The 22,827-nt window shown below is 48.1% G+C and carries 17 protein-coding genes and 7 tRNA genes; 20 read left to right on the forward strand and 4 right to left on the reverse strand.

Translation table 11 applies throughout. The features are described 5' to 3' along the window. The first annotated feature begins 66 nt into the window (after positions 1-66). The 8 genes from C7R93_RS11240 to mnmL all read left to right on the forward strand — a co-directional run bounded on the left by C7R93_RS11240 (position 67) and on the right by mnmL (position 3,822). Positions 67-157, forward strand: a tRNA-Ser gene (locus C7R93_RS11240). A gap of 10 nt (positions 158-167) precedes the next feature. Then, a tRNA-Met gene (locus tag C7R93_RS11245) sits at positions 168-244 on the forward strand. Positions 245-344: 100 nt separating this feature from the next. Next, positions 345-420, forward strand: a tRNA-His gene (locus C7R93_RS11250). 9 nt (positions 421-429) lie between these two features. Continuing rightward, positions 430-503 (forward strand) — tRNA-Cys (locus C7R93_RS11255). A gap of 5 nt (positions 504-508) precedes the next feature. Continuing rightward, positions 509-585 (forward strand) — tRNA-Arg (locus tag C7R93_RS11260). Between the two features lie 471 nt (positions 586-1,056). Further along, positions 1,057-1,141 (forward strand) — tRNA-Leu (locus tag C7R93_RS11265). Between the two features lie 298 nt (positions 1,142-1,439). Continuing rightward, positions 1,440-2,678 (forward strand): glycosyltransferase family 2 protein, encoded by a 1,239-nt coding sequence (locus C7R93_RS11270; protein ID WP_106838889.1) that lies wholly within the window; start codon positions 1,440-1,442, stop codon positions 2,676-2,678. 175 nt (positions 2,679-2,853) lie between these two features. After that, positions 2,854-3,822 carry a tRNA modification radical SAM protein MnmL/YtqA gene (gene mnmL / locus C7R93_RS11275; RefSeq protein WP_047068639.1) on the forward strand — a complete coding sequence of 323 codons (969 nt, stop codon included), beginning with the start codon at positions 2,854-2,856 and terminating at the stop codon, positions 3,820-3,822. Between the two features lie 45 nt (positions 3,823-3,867). Here the strand turns inward: mnmL and C7R93_RS11280 are convergent, their stop codons facing one another. Together C7R93_RS11280 and C7R93_RS31125 are read right to left on the reverse strand one after the other, a co-directional pair. Then, a complete protein-coding gene (locus C7R93_RS11280; protein WP_106838890.1) occupies positions 3,868-4,596 on the reverse strand; it encodes a glycerophosphodiester phosphodiesterase in 729 nt (242 codons plus the stop codon). A gap of 96 nt (positions 4,597-4,692) precedes the next feature. Then, positions 4,693-4,872 carry a YjcZ family sporulation protein gene (locus C7R93_RS31125; RefSeq protein WP_106838891.1) on the reverse strand — a complete coding sequence of 60 codons (180 nt, stop codon included), beginning with the start codon at positions 4,870-4,872 and terminating at the stop codon, positions 4,693-4,695. An 89-nt stretch (positions 4,873-4,961) separates the two neighbouring features. Between C7R93_RS31125 and ablB the strand changes: the two genes are divergently transcribed. Next, entirely contained in the window at positions 4,962-5,807 is an 846-nt protein-coding gene (ablB, locus tag C7R93_RS11290; RefSeq protein ID WP_106838892.1) for a putative beta-lysine N-acetyltransferase, read from the forward strand. 4 nt (positions 5,808-5,811) lie between these two features. On the opposite strand, the gene C7R93_RS11295 is transcribed toward ablB, so the two are convergent. Beyond that, positions 5,812-7,356 carry a PucR family transcriptional regulator gene (locus tag C7R93_RS11295; RefSeq protein ID WP_106838893.1) on the reverse strand — a complete coding sequence of 515 codons (1,545 nt, stop codon included), beginning with the start codon at positions 7,354-7,356 and terminating at the stop codon, positions 5,812-5,814. Between the two features lie 156 nt (positions 7,357-7,512). On the opposite strand from C7R93_RS11295, the gene C7R93_RS11300 reads away from it, so the two are divergent. The 7 genes from C7R93_RS11300 (at position 7,513) to C7R93_RS11330 (ending at position 14,941) form a co-directional block, all read left to right on the forward strand. Then, positions 7,513-8,865 carry an aspartate aminotransferase family protein gene (locus tag C7R93_RS11300; RefSeq protein WP_106838894.1) on the forward strand — a complete coding sequence of 451 codons (1,353 nt, stop codon included), beginning with the start codon at positions 7,513-7,515 and terminating at the stop codon, positions 8,863-8,865. A gap of 16 nt (positions 8,866-8,881) precedes the next feature. Next, positions 8,882-9,574 carry a 3-oxoacid CoA-transferase subunit A gene (locus C7R93_RS11305; protein WP_106838895.1) on the forward strand — a complete coding sequence of 231 codons (693 nt, stop codon included), beginning with the start codon at positions 8,882-8,884 and terminating at the stop codon, positions 9,572-9,574. Then, positions 9,556-10,233, forward strand: coding sequence for a 3-oxoacid CoA-transferase subunit B (locus tag C7R93_RS11310; RefSeq protein WP_106838896.1), 678 nt, complete (start codon positions 9,556-9,558; stop codon positions 10,231-10,233). Before C7R93_RS11305 ends, C7R93_RS11310 begins: the two co-directional genes overlap by 19 nt. A 31-nt stretch (positions 10,234-10,264) precedes the next feature. Further along, complete coding sequence (locus C7R93_RS11315; RefSeq protein ID WP_106838897.1) at positions 10,265-11,545, forward strand: peptidase; 1,281 nt, start codon at positions 10,265-10,267, stop codon at positions 11,543-11,545. 99 nt (positions 11,546-11,644) lie between these two features. Further along, positions 11,645-13,063, forward strand: a complete 1,419-nt coding sequence (locus C7R93_RS11320; protein WP_106838974.1) for an aldehyde dehydrogenase family protein — start codon at positions 11,645-11,647, stop codon at positions 13,061-13,063. Between the two features lie 65 nt (positions 13,064-13,128). Then, positions 13,129-13,217: transfer RNA gene (locus C7R93_RS11325), tRNA-Ser, on the forward strand. Between the two features lie 158 nt (positions 13,218-13,375). After that, positions 13,376-14,941, forward strand: a complete 1,566-nt coding sequence (locus C7R93_RS11330; RefSeq protein WP_106838898.1) for an acyl-CoA synthetase — start codon at positions 13,376-13,378, stop codon at positions 14,939-14,941. 66 nt (positions 14,942-15,007) lie between these two features. On the opposite strand, the gene C7R93_RS11335 is transcribed toward C7R93_RS11330, so the two are convergent. Next, positions 15,008-17,035, reverse strand: a complete 2,028-nt coding sequence (locus tag C7R93_RS11335) for an exo-beta-N-acetylmuramidase NamZ domain-containing protein (protein WP_106838975.1) — start codon at positions 17,033-17,035, stop codon at positions 15,008-15,010. A 223-nt stretch (positions 17,036-17,258) separates the two neighbouring features. Between C7R93_RS11335 and C7R93_RS11340 the strand changes: the two genes are divergently transcribed. The 4 genes from C7R93_RS11340 to C7R93_RS11355 all read left to right on the forward strand — a co-directional run bounded on the left by C7R93_RS11340 (position 17,259) and on the right by C7R93_RS11355 (position 22,807). After that, positions 17,259-18,098, forward strand: coding sequence for a copper amine oxidase N-terminal domain-containing protein (locus C7R93_RS11340; protein WP_106838899.1), 840 nt, complete (start codon positions 17,259-17,261; stop codon positions 18,096-18,098). A gap of 66 nt (positions 18,099-18,164) precedes the next feature. After that, positions 18,165-18,779, forward strand: coding sequence for a YhcN/YlaJ family sporulation lipoprotein (locus C7R93_RS11345; protein WP_244191517.1), 615 nt, complete (start codon positions 18,165-18,167; stop codon positions 18,777-18,779). A gap of 122 nt (positions 18,780-18,901) precedes the next feature. After that, positions 18,902-22,108: an AfsR/SARP family transcriptional regulator gene (locus tag C7R93_RS11350; protein ID WP_106838901.1), complete on the forward strand. Its 3,207-nt coding sequence runs from the start codon at positions 18,902-18,904 to the stop codon at positions 22,106-22,108. 129 nt (positions 22,109-22,237) lie between these two features. Continuing rightward, the gene (locus tag C7R93_RS11355) at positions 22,238-22,807 is read left to right on the forward strand and encodes a TetR/AcrR family transcriptional regulator (protein ID WP_106838902.1); all 570 of its coding nucleotides are present in this window, start codon (positions 22,238-22,240) and stop codon (positions 22,805-22,807) included. The last annotated feature ends 20 nt before the right edge of the window (positions 22,808-22,827 follow it).

The raw sequence follows: 22,827 nt of genomic DNA on the forward strand, positions 1-22,827 counted from the left end.
GTCGAGGACTTATCCACACACTCTTAGCAATCATGCATATCTAGTTTTGAAGGTGCATATAATCACGGAGAGTTACCCAAGAGGCCGAAGGGGACGGTTTGCTAAACCGTTAGTATGCGCAAGCGTAGCGAGGGTTCGAATCCCTCACTCTCCGCCATTTTTATTTTGGCGGCGTAGCTCAGCTGGTTAGAGCGTTCGGTTCATACCCGAAAGGTCGGGGGTTCGATTCCCTCCACCGCTACCAAAGTATAATTTAAATGTAAAATGAAGGTCTCCAAAGCTTTTGGTGTGGGTTCAATTCTTACTACCCTTGCCAGAAGCGTTAGACGTTCTAGCATAATATGGCGGTCGTGGCGAAGGGGTTAACGCACCGGATTGTGGCTCCGGCACTCGTGGGTTCAAGTCCCATCGATCGCCCCATAACAATATGGGAGTATAGCCAAGGGGTAAGGCACGGGTCTGCAAAACCCTTATCCCCGGTTCAAATCCGGGTACTCCCTCCATTTTAGTCCCAGTAGCTCAGCAGGATAGAGCAACGGCCTTCTAAGCCGTCGGTCGGGAGTTCGAATCTCTCCTGGGACGCCACGCCTTTTCAAAAGCTAGCCTCCTTAGGACGTTGTGGCGTCCACAGGAGGTTTTTTTCGTAGAAAATAACTCGCCTATCAGGATACAAACGGAAGCAAGTGGTAAGTCAAATGGTCTATTTCAAAAAAAGTTTAAAAATTTTTATCCATAACTGGAAATATTTTGTCTAATTTGTCATAAATTATGTAAAAAAATCACAAAATATGGCTCCTTTCCTATGCGGAAAATGTGACGAAAAGATGATATTTTTGTAGAGAGGCGTTTCTATCCTTTCAAAATTATTGCGACATGTAACTTTCTTTTTCGACAAACGTATCTAAATAGAAGACTGAACAAAAAAACGATAGTTTGTTAGGAAAAATATGGACTTTATCCAGTCAAAAACGATATTGACTTGGGAAATTTGATTGTGTATACTCAAAAACGTACTTCGTGTCAACAGAAAAACACGAGTAAAATCAGCGTTTATAGGCGGTCGTGGTGGAATTGGCAGACACACCATCTTGAGGGGGTGGCGGGGCGACCCGTGCGAGTTCGAGTCTCGCCGACCGCACCAATCCCGGAAACAATCAGGAAGAAATGGAAACGAGTGTTTGTATTTTTCTAAATAAACCGAGCCTTTTTCGACAAGGGCTTTTTTTTCTGCCAACTGCAAAGCACTGTCGAATAGAAAGAGAAAAAGGTGGGAAAGGTGATAGCAGTGCCTTATTTTTTCCCACTTTTGGGTCATTGCTTATGAATCGTATTTGATGTAAACTGCCAAGTGAGAGAAAAACAATAGAGAAATGTTGGAAAAACAACACTACCTAAATTCAGATCAGACCCAATCTGTTTTAGGTCGAGGAGAAGAACCCATGAGTGTAATTAGAGAGATCATTGAGGGATTATTCATCGGATTTACTTCTGCGGTGGGCGTAGTCGGCACATACCAAACACTGGTTTCTTGTGCAGGCCTGTTCCGCAAAAAAGAGCAAGTAACAACTGAGCCGCAAAAGACGTTTGCTGTGCTCGTGGCTGCTCACAATGAGAGCGCCGTAATTGCTCCGCTAATTGAAAACCTGAAGAAACTCGACTATCCACGTGAAATGTACGACATCTTCGTCATTTGCGACAACTGTACAGATAACACGGCAGAAATTAGTCGGGCGCATGGTGCAATTGCATGTGAGCGTTTTGACACATCCAAGCGTGGGAAAGGCTACGGCATCGAATGGATGCTGGAGAACCTCTGGGCAAGACCTAAGCAGTATGACGCTGTCGTAATGTTTGATGCTGACAACTTGGTTGAGAAAAACTTCCTGAAAGTAATGAATGACCGTCTCTCCAAAGGGGCGCGTGTGATTCAAGGCTACCTCGACTCCAAAAACCCGTTTGATTCCTGGATTACGCTGTCTTATGCGGTTACCTACTGGTTTACAAACCGTATGTGGCAGCTGGCTCGTCACAATTTGGGACTGCCGAACACTTTGGGCGGGACTGGCTTGTGCATTGAGAGCAACCTGCTCAAAGAAATGGGTTGGGGAGCAACCAGTCTCACGGAAGACCTGGAATTTGCAACACGTTGTATTGAACGCGGTATTTACCCAACATGGGCACATGACACCAAGGTCTGGGATGAAAAACCGATTGATTTAAAATCGTCAATGCGCCAGCGTTTGCGTTGGATGCAAGGGCATTACGATGTGGCAGGACGCTACATTCGAGCTGTATTGTTTAATGGATTGAAGTCAAGAAAGCTGGGAATGCTTGATGCAGCCTTCTACCTCTTCCAACCGATGTATGTGCTGATGGTGACGATGATGTCGGTATTGTTCTTGGCAAGATTTTTTGATATTGGTACGCTGACAACGGTATCCACGATCTTGCCTACATGGCTGGTATACGGTTCTACTGCCGTGTTCTACCTGTTGCCGATCTTGGCCCTCTATTTGGATAAAGTTCCGTGGAAGGGGTATTTCGGGCTCCTCTTACTACCATTCTTTTTCCTGACCTGGCTTCCGATTATGTTTTACGCGTTCTTTACGAAGAAAAACCAAGAGTGGAGTCACACCTCTCACACACGCGCGATTCGTATCGAGGAGATCCAGCAATAGTGACGTAAACAAGCAAAACCACAGGGGGAATTTTCACCTGTGGTTTTCCTATTATCTTAAAGTAGCGAGACCGTTGCCGAATTTGGTATAATGACGTGATCAAGCAAGTAGCGTTCGCCAACGGGATTAAGGCACCAGCTTAAGACGCAGCGGTGCCAATAGGAGGAAAACAGCAATGAAGCTCGCGACAGATATTCACAACAACGACGTCCCATTGTTGTGGGGCGATAAACGATACCATACATGGAATTATCATTTAAGAGGGACTTTTCACGAAAAGATTTTCAAGGTTCCATTGGATGGCGGCTTTAGTTGTCCGAATCGGGATGGGAAAGTAGCGACAGGCGGCTGCACGTTTTGCAGCGCGAGAGGATCTGGAGATTTTGCTGGTGACCGCAGAATGGATCTGGAAAGACAGTTTCATGATGTGAAAAATCGCATGCATGAGAAATGGCCGCAAGCCAAGTATTTGGGCTTCTTCCAAGCGTATACGAATACGTATGCGCCTGTGGAGGAGCTGCGAGAGATGTACGAAGTCATCCTTAAACAAGAAGGCGTAGTTGGCCTCTCCATTGCCACGCGTCCAGACTGCCTGCCAGACGACGTCGTGGAGTATTTGGCTGAATTGAATGAGCGCACATATTTGTGGGTGGAGCTCGGTCTACAGACAGTCCATGAGCACACAGCCCAGTTAATTAATCGAGCGCACGATTATCAATGCTACGTGGATGCTGTAGAGAGGTTGCGCAAGCACAACATCCGTGTATGCTCCCATATCATCTACGGGCTGCCAGGAGAGAGCCACGAAGAGATGATGCAGACGGCAGATGCTGTGGCTCATCTGGATGTGCAGGGGATCAAGATACACCTGTTGCACCTGCTGCGCAAAACGCCGATGGTGAAGCAATATGAAGCAGGTCTTTTGGAATTCCTGTCGCAGGAAGAGTACACGAAGCTCGTTGTAGATACATTGGAAATTTTACCTCCAGAGATGATCGTCCATCGAATCACAGGAGACGGACCACCTGATCTCTTGATTGGCCCGATGTGGAGTCGCAAAAAGTGGGAAGTTCTCAATGGCATTGATGCAGAACTGAAAGCGCGGAATAGCTGGCAAGGAAAGTTTTTCGTGCCTCGCACATAATGATGTACAACAAAAAGGGAGCCTTTTCTGGGCTCCCTTTCTTTTTTAGAGATTTCGGATCAGATTTCTCGCACGCTTCGGGTAATTGGTAATCAGACCATCTACACCACAGTCAATGGCATGTTGGATTTGCCGACCACTGTTCACCGTCCAGCTCAATACTTCAAATTGATGCTGCTTCGCTTGTCTGACAAGGTCTTCAGTCAATTGGTCAAAAGGGACGTGCAATTGATCGGCTCGATAGTTGCTGGCTACTTCCCAAGGCTTGGCGAGTGGTCCAATATATAAAAGTCCCGTTGTTTGCGTGGCATCCAATTGCTTGATTCGTAAAAGGCTGTCAAAGTTAAACGTTGAAATGATGGTTCGCTCTGTTAGCTGATAACGCCTGATTTGCTCGATGACGAGCTCCTCTAGGTGGGGTTGATCCAAAAAGAAATTTTTCATCTCGATGATGAAGCGCAGTGGTGTGTCGACAAACGTCTGGAATACCTCATGGAGGGTTGGAATGTGGGCTTTAGGTACGCGTGTAGACGAGTCCTTATCGGCACGTAGCTGACGCAGTTCACGCAATGTGTAATGTCGCACCAATCCAGAACCATTGGTTGTGCGCTCCAGACTGTGGTCATGAATGACAACCAGCTTATTGTCACTGCTTAGCTGGACGTCCAATTCGATTCCATTGGCTTTTCTTCGGACGGCTGCTTGAAACGATTCCATCGTATTTTCCGGAAACAGGCCGGAAGCGCCACGATGGGCATAGATAAGTGGGGGCACGGGGGCTTCCTCCCTTCTCGAGCGTGTGATTACCTACTACCATAATATGTAAAGGGCCCCTCGATACGACATGACATGAGAGGCATCTCCAAAAGACTATCCGATAACGACGAGTACGATGACCAAAAGGACAAAGAGGACAAGGATCAGGGCAAAATTGTTATTGCAGCTCACAAAAAACACCCTCCTTCTCGCACATGAAGCATCTACTTTCATGGTATGAAAAACGAGTAAATATGACCCAACAGAATGCCCACCTTTCGTTTTTTTGTGCATGAGGAACGCTTTTTTATACAGATTGGCAGATGACGGCCTTATTTGTTTTGCTACAATGAGAGGAGGAGTACTGCAGGGGGGATGAAGACGTGATAAATGTTGTAGGCGCACAGGACACTGGCGACCTGATCATTGATCGACAAAATCGCCGGGTGAAGCTGCATGTGTATGAGCCATCACAAATGGAGCAATGGGATCGGGTCATGAAGGAACTGGCCGAAGAGTCAGAGGCTACAAAAGTCATTGTGTACGGGAAGAAACAAGATGTTCCGAAATGGCAGTCGCTTGGTTACGAGCTGGAGGGAACCATCGATGGGTTTTTTCAAGGGGAAAACGCACAGATGCTCTCCTGCTATCTGACAAAAGAGCGGGCTACCTCAGGCGCAGCAAAACTTGCCGAGGAAATTCTTGCACTGAGCCTAGCACGAGCGGGAAGTACGATAGAGAAATCGTTACCCGAGGGATACCACCTGCGCGAAGCAACGGAGGCAGACACGAAGGAATTGGCGTGTTTGTATGGACTGGTATTCGCGACGTATCCTACACCGATGAGCGATCCGTCTTACATTCGCAAAACCATGCATGAAGGCACAATCTACTATGTCGTTGAATTTGAAGGTAAGATTACATGTGCTTCGTCAGCTGAAGTATCCGAACGATTTGGTTCAGCGGAAATGACGGATTGTGCGACCCATCCAGACCATGCAGGGAAAGGTCTCCTCCAACCGCTGTTTATCGCGCTGGAACAAAGGATGGAGGAGAAGGGGATTTACTTTTTGTACACCTTGACGCGGGCACAATCAGCAGGAATGAATGTGACAGCTGCCAAGATGGGCTATGCATACCGCGGACGGCTGATTAACAATTGCACGATCTTTTCAGGATATGAAGACATGAATATATGGGTAAAGCCACTTCGCCCGACAAGGGAATAACAGGCTACCTGTTTGTAGGATACAACTGCTGTTGCAGACGACGGGCCATCAAGGCCAATTGAAGCTGCCAGCGTTGATGAGCATCCTCCAGGCGGTAGCCTGTTTTTTCTTCAATTTGCGTCAAACGGTACTTGAGCGTATGGCGATGGATATACAAGGCTTGCGAGGTCTGTAGACCGTTTCCATTTTGGGCCAAATACACCTCAAGTGTTTCAAGAAGCTGTTGATTGTATTTCGTATCATAGCGAATTAACGGATCCAGCAATGGGTTCCACAGGCGGAGCAAGCTTTCTTTTTCACGATGGTACGGAAACAAAAACTGATAGCCCTGCATATCCCGGTATCGCAAAATTTGCGGGGATTGGGCCAATAGCGGGTACGCTTGCAGAGCAAACATCGCTTCTTCGGAGGCACTGACGACGTTTGGCAATTGCTCACAGGGATTGCTCAAGGCGATCTGCAGGTCAAGTGAAGGGTGCAGTCCTCTCCAGCGGGAAGTGAGCTGTTCCAACAAGCGCAGGCTCGTCTGATCATCCGGCAAAATAAACAAGAGACAATGTGGACGTTCGCGCAGCAAATAAGAGCGCTGATGGCGGTCGCTAAGCCTCCGCATCAACGTAATGACACTTTGATACATGTCTGTGAGCATCGTCTGATCGGCCACCTCTACGCGAACAGCGACACAGAGATGATGTCCAGCAAGCGGGTACCCCAGCATGCGACAACGGCTCTCCAGCTCCGTATTGGTCATCTGCTGCCCATTCAGCAATTCCTCCACAAAATCCCCTTTTAACCGCCATTCGGTTGCGGCTACCGCTCTTTCCTTTACGTATTCGAGTGCGCACAAGGTAGAGGCATGCTGTAGAGCGACGTCATCGAGCTCTTTCCAGGCATGCACAGGCTTCGATAACGTCAACGTGCCAAAATGCTCGCGATTGGCGCGAATCGGTACACGATGAGCGATTTCCTGGGATTGATCATGCGGCTGTGCTTCCGAACTGCCATGCTGTGTGACTTCAAAGCCTAGTGCATCGATGAGCGATACGACGCCTCCCGTAAGTGCAGCGAGCTCGCCAGCGATGGCGGGAAGGCCACCTTTGGACAGGGCAGCGTCAATCATTCGGTTATGAATCGCCGAGGAATAGGCCAACGTCTCAAATTGCCGATTCATGATCGGCTGCAAGATGGCTTTGGTTATGGTCGAAAAGTTAATTTCTGTGGGAATTTCAATCAATGGAAGTTGATAGTGATCCGCCAAAGTCAAAAAGGTTTCGGGAATTTCACGTAAATAAAAGCCCGTATGAATTGCAACACCACTCAGTTTTTGCTTTGCCAACGATGGTATAAAAGAAGCGAGCTTTTCCGTATGTTCAGCCAGCCCAAAGCCGGTTGTAATCAAAAATTCGCCTTCCTGCAAGCGACTCGTATCCTCCAGCACCTCGACAATTGTCACCCAACGAATCGGATTGTCCAGCCCGCCTGCTCCTGCGATCAGCCTCGTGTGAACCATGTCCGGTAGTTGCAGAGCTTCTCTTATCGTGATGGTCATCAGGTATCTCCTCCAAAAGCCTAGCTAAAGGTTCTCTTATACAAAATGTACAAAAGATTTTGTCTCTTTACCATGTTTTTTTGCCAGCACGTAGGATGGCTCTTGCGTGTTGGTCAGCTAGGATAGAGGTAGAGAATAAGCGAGGTGGCGAAGAAAATGACGAAAAGTTATGTAATCAAGCCTGAATTGGGCAAGGAGTATCCAGTTATTTCTCATGGAAAAGGAATTTATCTTTACGATAAAGAGGGAAATCGTTACATCGACGGTTCCAGTGGAGCGGTGACGGCAAGCATTGGTCACGGTGTAGAAGAAGTGGCTGAGGCGATGTATGCACAAGCCAAGGAGGTTTCCTTCGTATACCGTTCGCATTTTAGCAGCGATGCCGTGGAGCAGTTGGCCACAAAGCTCGCGGAGTGGGCACCAGGCTCACTGAACTGGACGTTTTTTGTCAGCAGTGGTTCGGAAGCAACGGAGACTGCACAAAAAATCGCGATTCAGTACTGGCAGGAAAAAGGAAGACCAACGAAAAACCGGATTATCTCCCGCTGGATGAGCTATCACGGGATTACGATGGGTGCACTTTCCATGTCTGGACACGTTTTGCGCAGAAAGCGGTTCACCCCATTATTGGCTGACTATCCGGCTATCACAGGGCCATATCCGTATCGCAAGCCAGAAGGCATGTCCCTCGAATCATATGCGCTTGCGTGTGCAGACGAGCTTGAGACCGCGATTTTGCGCGTCGGACCTGAACAGGTAGCTGCGTTTATCGCTGAGCCTGTCATCGGGGCTTCTGGTGGAGCAGTTGTGCCGCCGGAGGGTTACTTCCAACGCATTCGCGAGATTTGTGACAAGTATGAGGTTCTGTTTATCGCAGACGAAGTGATGACAGGTGTAGGTCGCACTGGGAAAGCGTTTGGGATCGACCATTGGGGCGTCGTACCTGACTTGATGGCATTGGGCAAAGGGATGAGTGCCGGTTACACACCTATGGCCGCTACTATTGTCTCGGACGAAATCATTGAGACCATTACAAAAGGCAGCGGCTCGATTATGGCAGGACATACGTATAGTGCCAATCCACAATCTGCTGCTGTTTCTCTGGCTGTCCTCAACTATGTGGAGAAGCATCAGCTCGTTGAAAAGGCAGCAGAACAAGGTGCCTATTTGCTTGCCCGCCTAAAAGAACTGGCTGACGAGCTCCCGTTGATCGGAGATGCACGTGGACTTGGCATGCTATGCGCACTGGAACTAGTGAAAAACAAGCAGACAAAAGAACCGTTTGCGCTTTCTCAGGGCGTAGGCGGGAAGGTCATCGAAAAAGCATTTGAAAAAGGCTTACTGATTTATCCTGCGATGGGCGGAATCGATGGTGTGGCAGGAGATGCTGTCATCATCTCACCTCCACTGACCATTACTACGGAGCAAATCGATGAGCTGATATCTCTCTTGAAAGAAGCGGTGATAGCTGTTCAGCAAGAGCTCCAAGATAAGGCACTGATCGGATAGAGAGGGAGGGACAAGAATGACAAACCGATTTGAAAAAGTTGTCTCCCTGTCCGAAGCGCTCACCCATTTTCGCGATGGGATGACGCTGTTGGCAGGAGGCTTCGGGGGAGTAGGCAACCCGCCTACATTGATTCAGGGAATTTTGGATTTGGGAGTACGTGATCTGACATTGATCAGTAACGATACTGCATTTCCGCATATTGGAATTGGTAAGCTGGTGACCGAAAAGCGCGTGAAAAAAGTCATTGCATCGCATATTGGCTCAAATCCGAACGCAGGGGCCCAAATGACGGCTGGAGAGCTGGAAGTAGAGTTCTGCCCACAGGGGATACTTGCAGAGCGTGTACGGGCAGGTGGAGTCGGTCTGGGCGGCATTCTATCGGATGTTGGCATCGGGACGATCGCGGAAAAAGGGAAGCAGAAGGTCGTACTGGATGGGAAGGAATATCTGCTGGAGACACCACTGACTGCCGAAGTGGCTATCGTCCATGCGAAAAAAGCGGATCACTTTGGCAATTTGGTGTTTGATACAAGTGCACGCAATTTCAATCCGTTAGTGGCGATGGCGGGCGACATTACCATCGTGGAAGCGGATGAGATAGTAGAGATAGGCATGATCGACCCGGAAGAAATCGTCACCCCGGGCGTTTTCGTGAACTTTATTGTCCAAAGTGAAGGGGTGAACTGGCAATGGGCATGGGAGAAGTAAAAGAAACCGAGAGCTATCGTGAACGAATTGCACGCCGCGCAGCATTGGAAGTGGAAGACGGCATGATTATTAACTTGGGAATCGGCATTCCAACGTTAGTGGCGGATTTTATCCCAGCTGACAAACGGGTGATGTTTCACGCGGAGAACGGCATTCTCGGTACAGGACCTAGCCCTGCGAAAGGTGAGGAGAACGCCATGCTTTGCAATGCAGGTGGTTTTCCTGTCACGCTCGCCACAGGGGCAGCCTTTTTCGATAGTGCGACTGCTTTTGCCATCATCCGCCGTGGACTTTTGGACATGACGATATTAGGAGTTCTGGAAGTAAGCCAAAATGGCGACATTGCCAACTGGATCGTTCCAGGCAAACGTGTCCCAGGCATGGGAGGAGCCATGGAGCTGGCACAAAAGGCTAAGAAGGTCATGGTTGTGACCACACATCTGGATAAAAACGGACGTTCGAAAATCGTTCGGGAATGCTCGCTGCCGTTAACAGCGACAAAAGCTGCCGATCTGATCATCACGGACATGGCAGTAATGGAGGTCATGCCAGATGGTTTGTATCTGCGAGAGGTCATGTATCCATACAGTGTCGCTGACGTGATTGGAGCAACGGAAGCGGAGCTCAAGATGGACGGAGAGGTTGGCGTTTTCCGCTAAGCTAAGACAAAACCAGGAACGGGGGAAAAGCATGGCAAACTGGCAGGTGCTTATACGGGAGCAATTGGAAAAAGATCGCGAGGCCGCTGTTCAACTGCTGCAGCAATGGGTAAAAAGCCCGAGCGTACAAGGAGAAGAGCAAACCATCCAGCAAAGTATTGCAGAGCTTTTGGGGCAGATGGGGCTGGACGTCGACTTATGGATCATGGAAGGCGAAGAACTGGTGTCACACCCGTATTTTGTCTCCCCACGCACTGAGTTTGAAGGCAGCCCGAACGTCGTCGGAGTGTGGAAGGGGCAAGGAGATGGGCGCTCCATTATTCTAAACGGACACGTTGATGTGGTACCCGCAGGTGATCTGTCACAGTGGAGCAATGATCCGTTTAGCGGGAAGGTGGAAGACGGCAAGCTTTACGGACGTGGGGCAACTGACATGAAGGGTGGAAACTTATCTTCACTGTTGGCGATCCAGGTTCTACAGAAGTTGGGTGTTCAACTGAAAGGCGACGTCATTTTTCAGAGCGTTGTAGAAGAAGAAAGCGGTGGTGCAGGAACATTGGCGACAATCATTCGCGGTTACAAAGCGGATGCTGCCCTGATTCCAGAGCCGACCAATATGAAAATTTTCCCGAAGCAGCAAGGCTCCATGTGGTTCAGATTGACCGTCAAAGGGCGTTCTGCTCACGGAGGGACCCGCTACGAGGGAGTCAGCGCCATCGAAAAGAGCATGCTCGTGGTGCAAGCCATTGGCCAATTGGAAAAAGAGCGTAACGATCGACTCGACGATCCGCTCTACGCCAAGCTGCCCATTCCGATCCCGATTAATCTGGGGGTGATTGAGGGTGGCAAGTGGCCATCGTCTGTAGCTGACCTTGTCAAGCTAGAAGGTAGGATGGGGGTTGCCCCAGGTGAGCAGATGGACGATGCCAAAGCAGAAATGGCAGCAGCCCTAAAAAAGCTGGCAGAGGTCGACCCGTGGTTTGCAGAACAGCCCGTTGAGCTGGAGTGGTTCGGTGCTCGCTGGGTTTCAGGAGCAGTGGAGCTAGATCATCCGTTGATGGACATTCTGCAAGCTCAGTTTGAAGCTGTGACAGGAGATCGAGCGATTGTGGAAGCATCGCCTTGGGGAACAGATGGCGGCTTGTTGACTGCTTTGGCCAATACGCCAGCGATTGTTGTCGGACCTGGAGTCACACAGGTTGCACACTACCCGAATGAATACATCGTTCTGGATGAGGTATTCCGTTGTGCGGAGATCTTTGCGCTTACGTTACTGGAATGGTGCGGTGTGGCTGAAAATGTGAAAGAGTAAAAAGGTATCCAAATATTTCAAAAACAAGACAGGAAGGCACACGCATGAGGGAGAATGATTGGAAGGAGAACGCCAATCAATGAGAGTGGGGAGAAGCCGATGAAAAAAACGTGCTTTATCGGGGGAGAGTGGGTGCCAGCCACTGCTCATGCACCGCTACTTTCTCCATGTACGGGTCAAGAGATTTCACAAATTTCGCAAGCAGACTCATCCTTGGTTGAAAGAGCAATTGCTGCGGCCCACGAAGCGACAGCCGTCATGCGGCGCCTTCCTGCCTATCAACGCGCCTTCCTGCTTGAAAAAATCTCGATTCTGATGAATGAACGTTTGGAGGAAGCGGCTCGGATCATCGCAATAGAAGCGGGGAAACCAATCAAAACAGCCCGCGGTGAAGTAATCCGAACGATTCAGACGTATAAATTTGCGGCGGAGGAAGCCAAACGCCTTCACGGAGAAACTGTACCACTCGATGCAGCTATCGGGGGAGAGGGGCGCTTGGCTTATACCGTGCGTGAACCACTGGGAGTCATTGGGGCAATTACACCATTCAATTTTCCGATGAATCTCGTTGCTCATAAGGTCGGACCTGCTCTCGCTGCTGGCAATACCGTTGTTCTCAAGCCTGCATCGCAGACACCGCTTAGTGCATTGTTTCTCGCAGAGCTAGCAGAGCAAGCTGGTGTGCCTGCAGGCGCATTAAATGTGATCACAGGCAGTGGAGCGAGTGTTGGCGATAGAATCGTGTCGGACCCGAGAGTCAGAGCTGTGACGTTTACAGGGAGCCCAAGTGTTGGGCTGGATATACGCAATCGAGCGGGCATGAAAAGAGTCACGCTCGAGCTGGGATCGAATTCGGCAGTGATCGTTGATCGTGATGTGCAGCTGAATGAAGTGATACCCAGATGCGTTTTTGGCGCCTTCGCCTACTCTGGGCAGGTATGTATCTCTGTGCAAAGAATTTATGTGGCCAAAGAGATCTATCAAGATTTCGTCCAACGTTTTGTTGAACAAACACGAGCGTTACGCGGTGGTGATTCGCTCTCTGAGGACGCGGACTATTCCGCCATGATCCATCCGCGCGAAACAGAACGTGCGATGGAGTGGATTCATGAGGCGCTCCAGCAGGGGGCACGTTTGGAGTGTGGGGGACAGGTTGTGGATCGGATGCTCCAACCTACGGTGCTGACGGGTGTTCCATCAGATGCAAAAGTATCTTGTCAGGAAGTATTTGGCCCTGTCGTTCTGATTAATCCAGTAGAGTCAGTCCGGCATGGCATTACGTTGGTCAACGATTCACGCTACGGTTTGCAGGCTGGTGTCTATACCAACAATCTGTCGTTGGCTCTAGAAGCGGCAGAAGAGCTGCGCGTGGGCGGTGTGATGGTGAATGATATTCCGACTTTTCGCGCGGACCATATGCCCTACGGTGGCGTAAAGGAGAGCGGACTTGGTCGGGAAGGGGTCAAATACGCGATAGAAGAAATGACGGAATTGAAACTCGTTGCCATCAAGCGATAAAGGAAACGAATACGGGTCTTGCAAAAAATAGGAGAGCTATGATATAGTAGATATTGTTGAAATACGGAGGGATACCGAAGTGGTCATAACGGGGCGGTCTTGAAAACCGTTAGAGTGCAAGCTCACGCGGGTTCGAATCCTGCTCCCTCCGCCATATATATAAATGAACCGACTCCAGTTGAGAAGCTGGGGTCTTTTTTATGGATCGAGGATTTTAAGAGTAAGTTGTCGTTCCTTTTTTGTAAAAATATCAGAAAATAAAGAAAACTACTATATAATAGTCATGAGACTATAAGTGATGGGGGAATTTGCATGCTCGAAGCGCAAAGGGTTCGTAGAAATGCACTTGGCGATATTTTGCGAAGAAGTCGTGGGCGAAATCCTGATAAGCCTGCCCTGTACTTTGAGGAAGAAGTATTGACCTACACGCAGCTTGATCAGCTTGCAAACAAGACGACTCATACGCTTCTTTCCAAAGGTATGCAAAAAGGGGAGCGGGTAGCAGTACTGTCACGCAACTCGATGGATTTTGCGATTCTGAACTTTGGGTTAGCGAAAGCAGGAGTCATCATGGTGCCGATCAACTTCATGCTGAATAAGGAAGATGTCGCCTATATTTTCGGTCATGCGGAAGTGAGTGCGTGCTTCGTAGCTCCCGAATTCCTACAGCTCGCTCAAGAAGGACTCCAAATAGCTGGAATTTCCCCCAAGCTGCTTTCCCTCATGTCCAAACCAGCAGCACAAGCAGGGGAATGGTTGCCTTTTCGCATGCTGATTGAAGCGGCAGACGACCATGAGCCTGAAGTAGATATAGAGGACGAAGATGTTGTACAAATTTTGTATACCAGTGGAACGGAATCAAAGCCAAAGGGCGTTATGCTCACGCATAAAAGCATCCTATCTGAATATGTTAGCACGATTATCGAAGGCGGGATGACGCAGGATGATATAGCTATTCACGCCCTTCCCTTGTTCCATAGTGCGCAGCTTCATTGCTTTTTGGGACCGTACGTGTACTTAGGTGGGAGCGGAATTATTTTGGAACAGGCAACACCTGCGTTGATGCTTCAGACGGTAGAGGCGTACCAGGCTACTCAGTTGTTTTGCCCGCCGACCGTGTGGATTGCTTTACTGCGTTCTCCCGAATTTGCCTCTCGTAATTTGAGTTCTTTGCAAAAGTGCTATTATGGAGCAGCGATCATGCCGGTAGAAGTGTTAAAAGAGCTTGGTCAAAGCCTCCCGAACGCACAGTTTTACAATTTTTACGGGCAGACGGAAGTGGCGCCATTAGCGACTGTTTTGCCACCGAAGGATCAAATGAGAAAAGCAGGCTCCGCAGGCAAGCCAGCGCTAAATGTGGAAACGAAAATCGTCGATGATGATGGGAATGAAGTCCCTCGTGGAAGTGTTGGTGAAATTGTTCATAGGACCAGCCATGCGATGCTGGGTTATTTCCGTGATGAGGAAAAGACACAGGCTGCCTTCCAAGGAGGGTGGTTTCACAGCGGGGATTTAGGCATCATGGATGACGAAGGCTATATCACGGTCGTTGATCGGAAAAAGGATATGATTAAATCGGGGGGAGAGAACGTAGCAAGCAGGGAAGTTGAGGAGCTTATTTATCAACATCCGAAAGTGTCTGAGGTCGCAGTGATCGGAGTTCCCCATCCGTATTGGATCGAAGCAGTGACGGCTGTCATTGTGCCAAAAGTAGGTGAATTACTGACTGCTGACGAGATGCTTGCTTTTTGCAAGGACCGGCTTTCCAACTTCAAAGCACCCAAATATGTAGTGATTGCCGACAATCTTCCAAGAAACCCTAGCGGTAAAATTTTGAAACGAGAGCTGCGCCTCCGATACGAAACGCTGACGACTTAGCCTGTCGCAAGGTCTGAAGCGCAGAAAAACCCGCTCTGTTAAGGAGCGGGCTTTTTGCTACTGCGATTATTTTACATTGGAAACAGTAGGATGATCGGCTTGAATGACTTCAAAACGATAGCCTTTTTCTTTCAAAAACGAAATGATTTCTGAGAGAGCTTCAGCCGTTGGCGATTTGGTGCTTGAATCATGCATCAAGACGACGATTTCTTTTTGTGACTTGACCTGTTGCTTTATATTTGCCAATGTTTGAGCGGCTGTGTATTTGTTGCTTCTTGCATCACCGTTTGTGACATTCCAGTCGATAAACGTATAGCCACGTTGTTTTGCTTCTGCCTTGATCGCATTCATCACGGTATGTTGCTTGTTATAACGTTTGGGATCTTGATATTTCAAACTGACGGTATTCGTACTGCCGCCAGGATAGCGGAAGACGGTTGGTTTTACGCCTGTTGCTTTTTCAATCATTTGACTGCCTTTTTCCAGGTCTGCAAAAAAGCTCTCCATGTTTTTGTAAACAAGCTGATAATTATGGGAATACGAATGTCCTCCCACCGCATGTCCTTCAGCTACAATCCTTTTGAGAATGGCCTCATGACCTGCTACCTCACGACCAACAATAAAGAAGGTGGCTTTGACCTGATGCTCCTTAAGCGTATCCAAAATGCGTAGCGTCACAGGAGAAGGTCCATCGTCAAAGGTTAAATATGCGATCTTCTCAGAAGTCTTCGGTGTCTGAGGGATCGGTTGTGTTGTTGGTTCAGGTTTCTTCGTTTGATTGGTCGTTCCATCTTTGCCAGGCTGCGGTGGAGTAGGTGTCTTTGGTTTCTCTGGCTTGGATGGAGCAGGTTTGTTGGGCTGTTTTGGCTGTTTCTGTTGAATCGGCTGCAACGGGATGAACGGTTCATCGCCATAGATCAAATATTTTTGCCGTAGCTCTGCAAATTTCTTAAGATCCGCTTCATAGGAAGCAACAATCTCCTGTGGAGTTTTGCCTTGTTCGAGAAGCAATCCGATTTTGTTGGTACCCATCACCTTGTCAAACATGGCGATTTGCTTACTCGTACTTTTGGGCACAGAGAATGGCTGTAACTGTTTGGCATAGGCCAGGGCATAAATACCTGTTTTCGCCGGGTTAAACTGATGCAGGTCGTTGATTTGAAGTCGTACGCCCCCGGCAGTTCCTTTATTCTCAGGGATAAAGATAACACCAGGTAGAAGGCTCCCATTTAACAGATCGGCGTATTTGTATGAATCTAGACCTTCTGCCCCGATCCAGGTAAAATTGTCGCCTTGGCGAATGGGTGTGCCCTCACCTAGTCCAGTTGCCATATACCCGAAAACCGAGGTCAAGCTAGGGATGTGCGGAGAACTCGGGATCCAGGCCAAACCCGTCTGTTGATAAATCATGTTGCGTGTGTATCCTTGCATTGGAATGACGGTAAGATCTACACCGATGGTACGGTTGAAAAATAACGCTAGCTCTCCGATGGTCATGCCATGTGCAAGCGGGAGGGTATCCACCCCGATAAAGGAGCGGAAAGGCAGTTCAACTATAGGACCCTCGACAATCGTTCCGCCAAGAGGATTCGGTCGATCCAGTACAATTACTTCTTTTCCTTGCTCCTTTGCAGCTGTCATGGCGTAATGCAAGGTAGATATGTATGTGTAGGTTCTTGATCCGATATCTTGCAAATCGACAAGAAGGATATCAATGTCTTTCAACATTTCTGGTGTCGGCTTGCGAGTTGATCCAGACAAGCCGTAGACCGGTATTGCGTAGACGGGATGAACAAAGCTGGTTACTTGTTTTCCTGCGACCGTTTTTCCGTCGAGGCCGTGTTCAGGTGCATACAGAGCAGTTAACTGGACGGAGCGATCACGTCGTAACACATCGATCGTGCTAACCATTTGACTGTTCAGACCTGTTTGATTCGTAATTAATCCGACTTTTTTGCCTTCAATGAGATGGTGGAACTGATTGAACAGTACATCACTTCCCAATTGGATGGCAGTCGTATTGGCAGAGCTTCCTACTGGAGGAATTAACGTTAAGATAAGTGCCAGGATGAGGAAAGGGAGAAATTTGTTCATCATTCATTGCCTCTTTCAAGATAAAATACTGTCGCTTCTTGTCTATTGTAACGGTTTTGGAAAGCAAGATGGTTGCATTTTTGTAACAATTTGAAATTAGGTCAAAAGGAGGAGGAAAAAGTAACGTGATGGAGGACAACTACTAGGAAAGAACGATCTTTTGAAAGCGAGATTGCAGGAAATTCTTGAAACAGTCTTCATCCTATAGTAGATTAGGAATCGTGTGAACCTTTTTGGAAATGGAGTGAATGTTTTGCTAAAAAAAGTAACCTCATTACTGCTAGCGATCGCTTTGGTACCAATGGCAGCATTTTCCGCAGCGGCGGCGCCTGCAACTGTTGCTCCTAAAGCAGCACAGACTGCTGTTAAAGTCGAGTACAATAAAAGACAAATTGCCTTTCCTGACCAAGCACCTATTATCAGCCAAGGGCGTACACTGGTTCCGATTCGTCCTATTGCAGAGAGTCTTGGATTTGAAGTGAACTGGAATGAAAAAACCCGTACCGTTACCATCAACAAAGGGAAAGATAATATCAGACTGGTCGTAACCCAAAAAATTGCCAACAAAAATGGACAAACCATTAATTTGGACGTACCTGCACAGATTGTGAACAAGCGTACGGTAGTACCTGTTCGTTTCATTGCGGAAGCTCTGAGCTACAAAGTGGATTGGGACCCGAAAACACAAACCGTATTGATTGCGGATAATGTCAACCCTAATCAAGTCGGCCAACAGGAAAAACCAAAAGATCCGGCGAAACCGGGTACAGATGAGAAAAAAACTGAGCAGGTAGCTTTGATTGATAAAGAAAGCATTGAGGGAAAAACAGTCAATGTCTTAACAATTGGACTGTACGGTGTAACAGGAAAGGTTGACCCTCAAGCATCGCTCGTAGTTGTTATGGAAGATCAGACGTATGAAGTAGATGTAAATTCAGATGGAACTTTCAATTTTGAAATGCACACCAATGATGGTATCCGTACTTTTACACTAAAAGCTGAAAAAGCTGGTAAACAAGATGTATTCGAAGGCGAATTTATTTCCAATGATCTAGGGGTTTAATGTATGAGTAAGAACACCTCCTGCACATCACACTAAGTGCATGGAGGTGTTTTTGTTGTGAGACGAATGAGTAGGAGTATCATCGCTGTGATCCTGTTTGCCGGTTTGCTGGCAGGGTGTTCGCCTAACAAAGAACAGGGCACCGAAGATCAGAACGGAAATAAGGCCAAATTTGAATCTCTCGGAATTAACTTCCAGAACGATAACGTCGGTAGGGACAAAGGACCGGCAGCCATGATTAGCCAAAAGATGGTTCATCAGCGAGAGCCGCAGCTCGTGGCGCACTTGGAAAATCATGCGGAAAAGCTTCCCGGTGTAGCTAACATCAAGGTGTTAGCGTACAAGGATAACTTGATTGTAGGTGTGTTACCAGTCGATACACCAAAGCCTGATGAAGTCAATCCACGGACTTCGATTCCTTATACGCCTGGAAAAATTGTGCGAGTCGATAATGGACATCCAGATTCGCTGCATAAACGTGTTGTGAATCGGATGAGGTCACGCTTGCAGTCAGAAACACGCTTCAACATTTTGTACGTGACTACCAATCGAGCTATTTATGACCGAATCGCAGATTTACATTCACGAATTACGAGCGGAGAGCACGTCAGCGACGAAGAATTCCAAGTCCTGTTAAATGATATTGGATATACAGTCACTGGATATAATTTAGTTGACTGAAAAAGCACCACCTGGACTCCCGGGTGGGCTTTTTGTCGATTAAGGGGAAAATGGCAGGAGAATAGTTAGAAATGGGGAAATAGTCAAAGAAGCGCAGGAGAACGGTAAGGAGTGCACATTTTATGTTTCCAATCCACATCCCTATAACCAAAATAACTCCTCCAGGACAGAAGCCTTATGTCTTACGGCGACCTGCTTTGGCAAAAAAATTAAGATTGTTGAAATATACGCAGCTGTGTCTCATTCATGCAGGGACAGGGTATGGCAAAACGACTTCGCTGGCTACTTTTCTACATGATGAAGCACTGGCTGCGTCCTGGTATACCATCCAGGATGGAGACGATGCCCTTCTTACTTTTGTCATCTGCCTAGTTGAAAGCGTTCGTCAGGTTCATTCTGATTTTGGACAGGTACTGCGAGAGCAGCTTATTCGTATCACAGAGCAAAGTCCAGTGCCTTCGATTGATAGTAAGGTACTCGTCGACTGGTTCATCGGAGAGTGTGTCCAGCTTCCGGCAGACCACATACTTGTTTTGGACCAATACCAACGAATCGATAATGGTAGTCCCGTCGATCAATTTGTTCAACTGTTGGCTGCAGCTCTCCCACAAAAAGTCAAACTGGTGATATTAACGCGCTCTCGACCGAAATGGTCTAATCTCGACTTGTTGTCCGCAAGAGGAGAATGTCTGGAACTTGCAACAAATGACCTGTCTTTTACGCTGGAGGAGAGCGAAGCCTTTTACTCCGATCAATACGACATCACGCTTTCCGAAGACGATTGGGGCCGAGTAGAAGAGGTGGCACAAGGCTGGGTGATGGCTCTTCGCACGTTTGGTGAAATGGTAACGAGAGGGCAGACGGTTTCTGACAGTCTGCGTGAGCTATCGCGATTGCTGCATTTGCTAGAAGTGGAAGTCTGGACGCAGCTGGATGTAGGCATGCAGCACTTCTTGATGGAGGCCGCGGTTCTCGAACAATTCGATCTAGAGGATTGCAAGCAAATACTCGGGGAAGGATGCAAGGAGCACCTGCTGGAAGCACAGCGTTGTAATCTTTTTCTTCATGTCCATGCAGAATCTCATTATTCCTTTCACCCGCTTTTTCAGCGTCTCCTGTCTAGCAAGCTGGCTGCAAATCAAGCGACGTACGTGCATGTCAATCAAAAGGCGGCAGGATGGTACAGACGTAAAGGAGACGAGGCAAAAGCTTTTGGGCGTTTGCGTCTCGTCGAGCAGTGGGAGGTGCTGGGTGAATGGCTGTGCCAAGCATCGGAAAGATTGTTGCAAGCAGGGAAGCTGGACTTTTTATACGAGTGGATAACGCTATTACCAGAGCACATCAAGAGCGAACAGCATTGGTTGCTGTTTTATCAGGGAGAAGTAGAACGATATCGGTGTCTATATGCGAAGGCATTTTCTTCGTATGAGCAATTTTTGAAACAATGTGAACAAAAGCAAGATCAAATCGGATTGTGCCGCGGGTTGGAAGGGCAAGCACGCGTCCATCTCGACAGCGTACAAGGCGTTCGGGCAGAAGAACTGCTCAAGAGGGCGATTCAACTTTTGCCCCCATTTGAGCAAGAAAATGAAATGGCGCCGAGGCTATACCGCTTACTGGCAGAAATTTATACGAATCGTGGGGATGCCAAGCAAGCGGCTGACTGGTATGAACGGAGTCAGGAATTAGAGCAGCAGACGGAGGTTGAGCTGGAATCGCGTCTGTTGTTCCGTACGGGCCGGTTGCAGTCCTCCATTCAGCTCTTGGAGAGTAAGTGGCAGGTTGAACAGATGAAGCATCCTCCGCTGACCAGATCGTATCGGGAAACCTCTTTGCTGTTATCTTTTGTCTATGCATTGAATGGCGAATGGGAGCGAGGGTGGGAATCTGCAGAAACAGCGATACAACTTGGACGTGTAGCGCATTCACCTTTTGTAGAAGCAAATGGTTATGTCCGTAAAGCCCATGCAGCCCTCATCGGCCAAACATTACCTACGGACGAGATTCGCCAGCTTTACGAAAAAGGTTTGCAAATCATGGAGGAGCTCCAGTCGACACGCGGAAAGTCAGAAACGCTTCTCGGACTAACCTTGTTTCACGCAAGAGAAAAGGCACTCGACCAAGCCCTTCTGTATGGCAACAGGGGGATACAAGAGACAGAGGCAATGCGCGACGACTGGCTAGGCAGTCTGGTACGCATGGCTATTGGGATTGCATACGCCAAATGCGGTAAAGAAGAAGAAGCGTGGGCTACCTTTATCGATTGTGCCGATCGACTTAGTCACTGCGGGGACAGCTACAGTGTCGTCATTTGCCAATTATGGCTGAGCTTCTTGGCCTATCGAAAAAAACAATGGGATTTGTTCGTTCCTGCGGTGACGCAAGCCCTGTCCTTGATGAAATCCGGTGAATATCCATTCCTTCTGCAACGACCTACTCTGCTTACACCGCATGATGTACAGCAGCTGATGCCGGTTCTGATTGAGGCAGAGCGTCGAAAGGTATCGCCGGATTACGTCTCGCAGCTGTTAAATGATTTGGGCTTGCAAAACGTGACGTTCCACCCCGGGTATACTCTTCGCATTCAGACGCTGGGCGCATTCCGTGTGTGGCTGGGAGAGCGGGAGTTGAGCGAAAAGGCATGGCAGCGTGGGACAGCCAAGCTGTTGTTTCAACTTTTATTAACAAAGAGACATCATTTGTTAGCCCGGGAAGAAATCATGAACCGACTCTGGCCAGATAGTATCGAGGAAGCGGCAATCCGCGACTTTAAAGTGTCACTGAATGCGTTGAACAAAGCCCTCGAACCAGATCGTGCTGCCAGAACAGATACTTTCTTCATTCAGCGCCATGGCAGCTCTTACGGTTTCAATCTGGCATCGGGCTACCATATGGACGTTGAGGAGTTTGAGAAGCTCGTTACACTGGGCTTGGCAGAATCAGACCGGCGTCAGGGGGCCATCCTTTTGGAAAAAGGGCTTGCGTATTACTTGGGCGATTACATGCCGGAATGCCGTTATGAGGATTGGTGTGTAGAAGAGCGTGAAAGAGTGCAGGCGCTGTTTTTACGCGGAGCAGAGAGGGTAGCCAAAATCATGCTAGAGGATGGCCAATTGGAAAAAACGATTCGTTGGTGCGAAGCTATTCTGCGGGTGGACGATTGCTGGGAGGAGTCATACCGGTTACTGATGACTGTGTATTATCAGCAAAATAATCGGACACAGGCTATCCGTTGGTACGAAAAATGTGTGGCAAAACTGAGGGAGAATCTCGGTGTTGCGCCAATGCCTGCAACCATGGAGACGTACCTTCAAATTATCGAGAAGTAAAAGATCGCCCACAAAGCGATCTTTTTTTTGTACATAGAAGCAATGGCTGCTTGACAAAACTAGGAAGGACTCGTAATATAATCTTTGTACTGACCAGTCAGTTTAAAAAATTGAAAGGGGCCAGGAGTGATGGCACCATCAAAAAAAGATCAAATTGCGAATGGAGCTTTAACCGCATTTGCCCAATTGGGATATAGCGAAACGACCATGGATGCAATCGCGGAAATGGCGCAGGTGGCAAAAGGAACACTCTATTATCACTTTTCCACAAAGGAAGAGCTGTTTTTGTACGTGATAGAAAAAGGCGTGAAGATGCTGATTTACCATGTAGATAGTGTCATGCAAAATGAAGAGCTTTCCTTGGAGGATCGTATTCTGAATGTGCTGGATGAGCATCTTCGCTTCTTTTCCGAAAATCAAGATTTGTGTTTCCTGTTGCTGAGTGCGTTCTCCGGAGATGGACAGCGTGACAGGATGGTTGGCAATCTGCTGGGTGGCTATTTCAGCACGATGGAGTCACACATGCTGGAACTACAGCAGCAAGGATATATCCGGGCAGATATAGATATTCGCACACTCGCTTCCGCGTTGTTTGGCATGGTTGGCTTTACCGTGCTTCGCAAGCAATTTCGCAAAGAGCCAGTGAACAGTGCGGCAGATAAACAGACGCTTCGTTATATGATTACAGGAATGTTTTAAAACAAATAATTTCTAGAGAA

Source organism: Brevibacillus fortis (genome assembly GCF_003013395.1).
GTDB lineage: Bacteria > Bacillota > Bacilli > Brevibacillales > Brevibacillaceae > Brevibacillus > Brevibacillus fortis.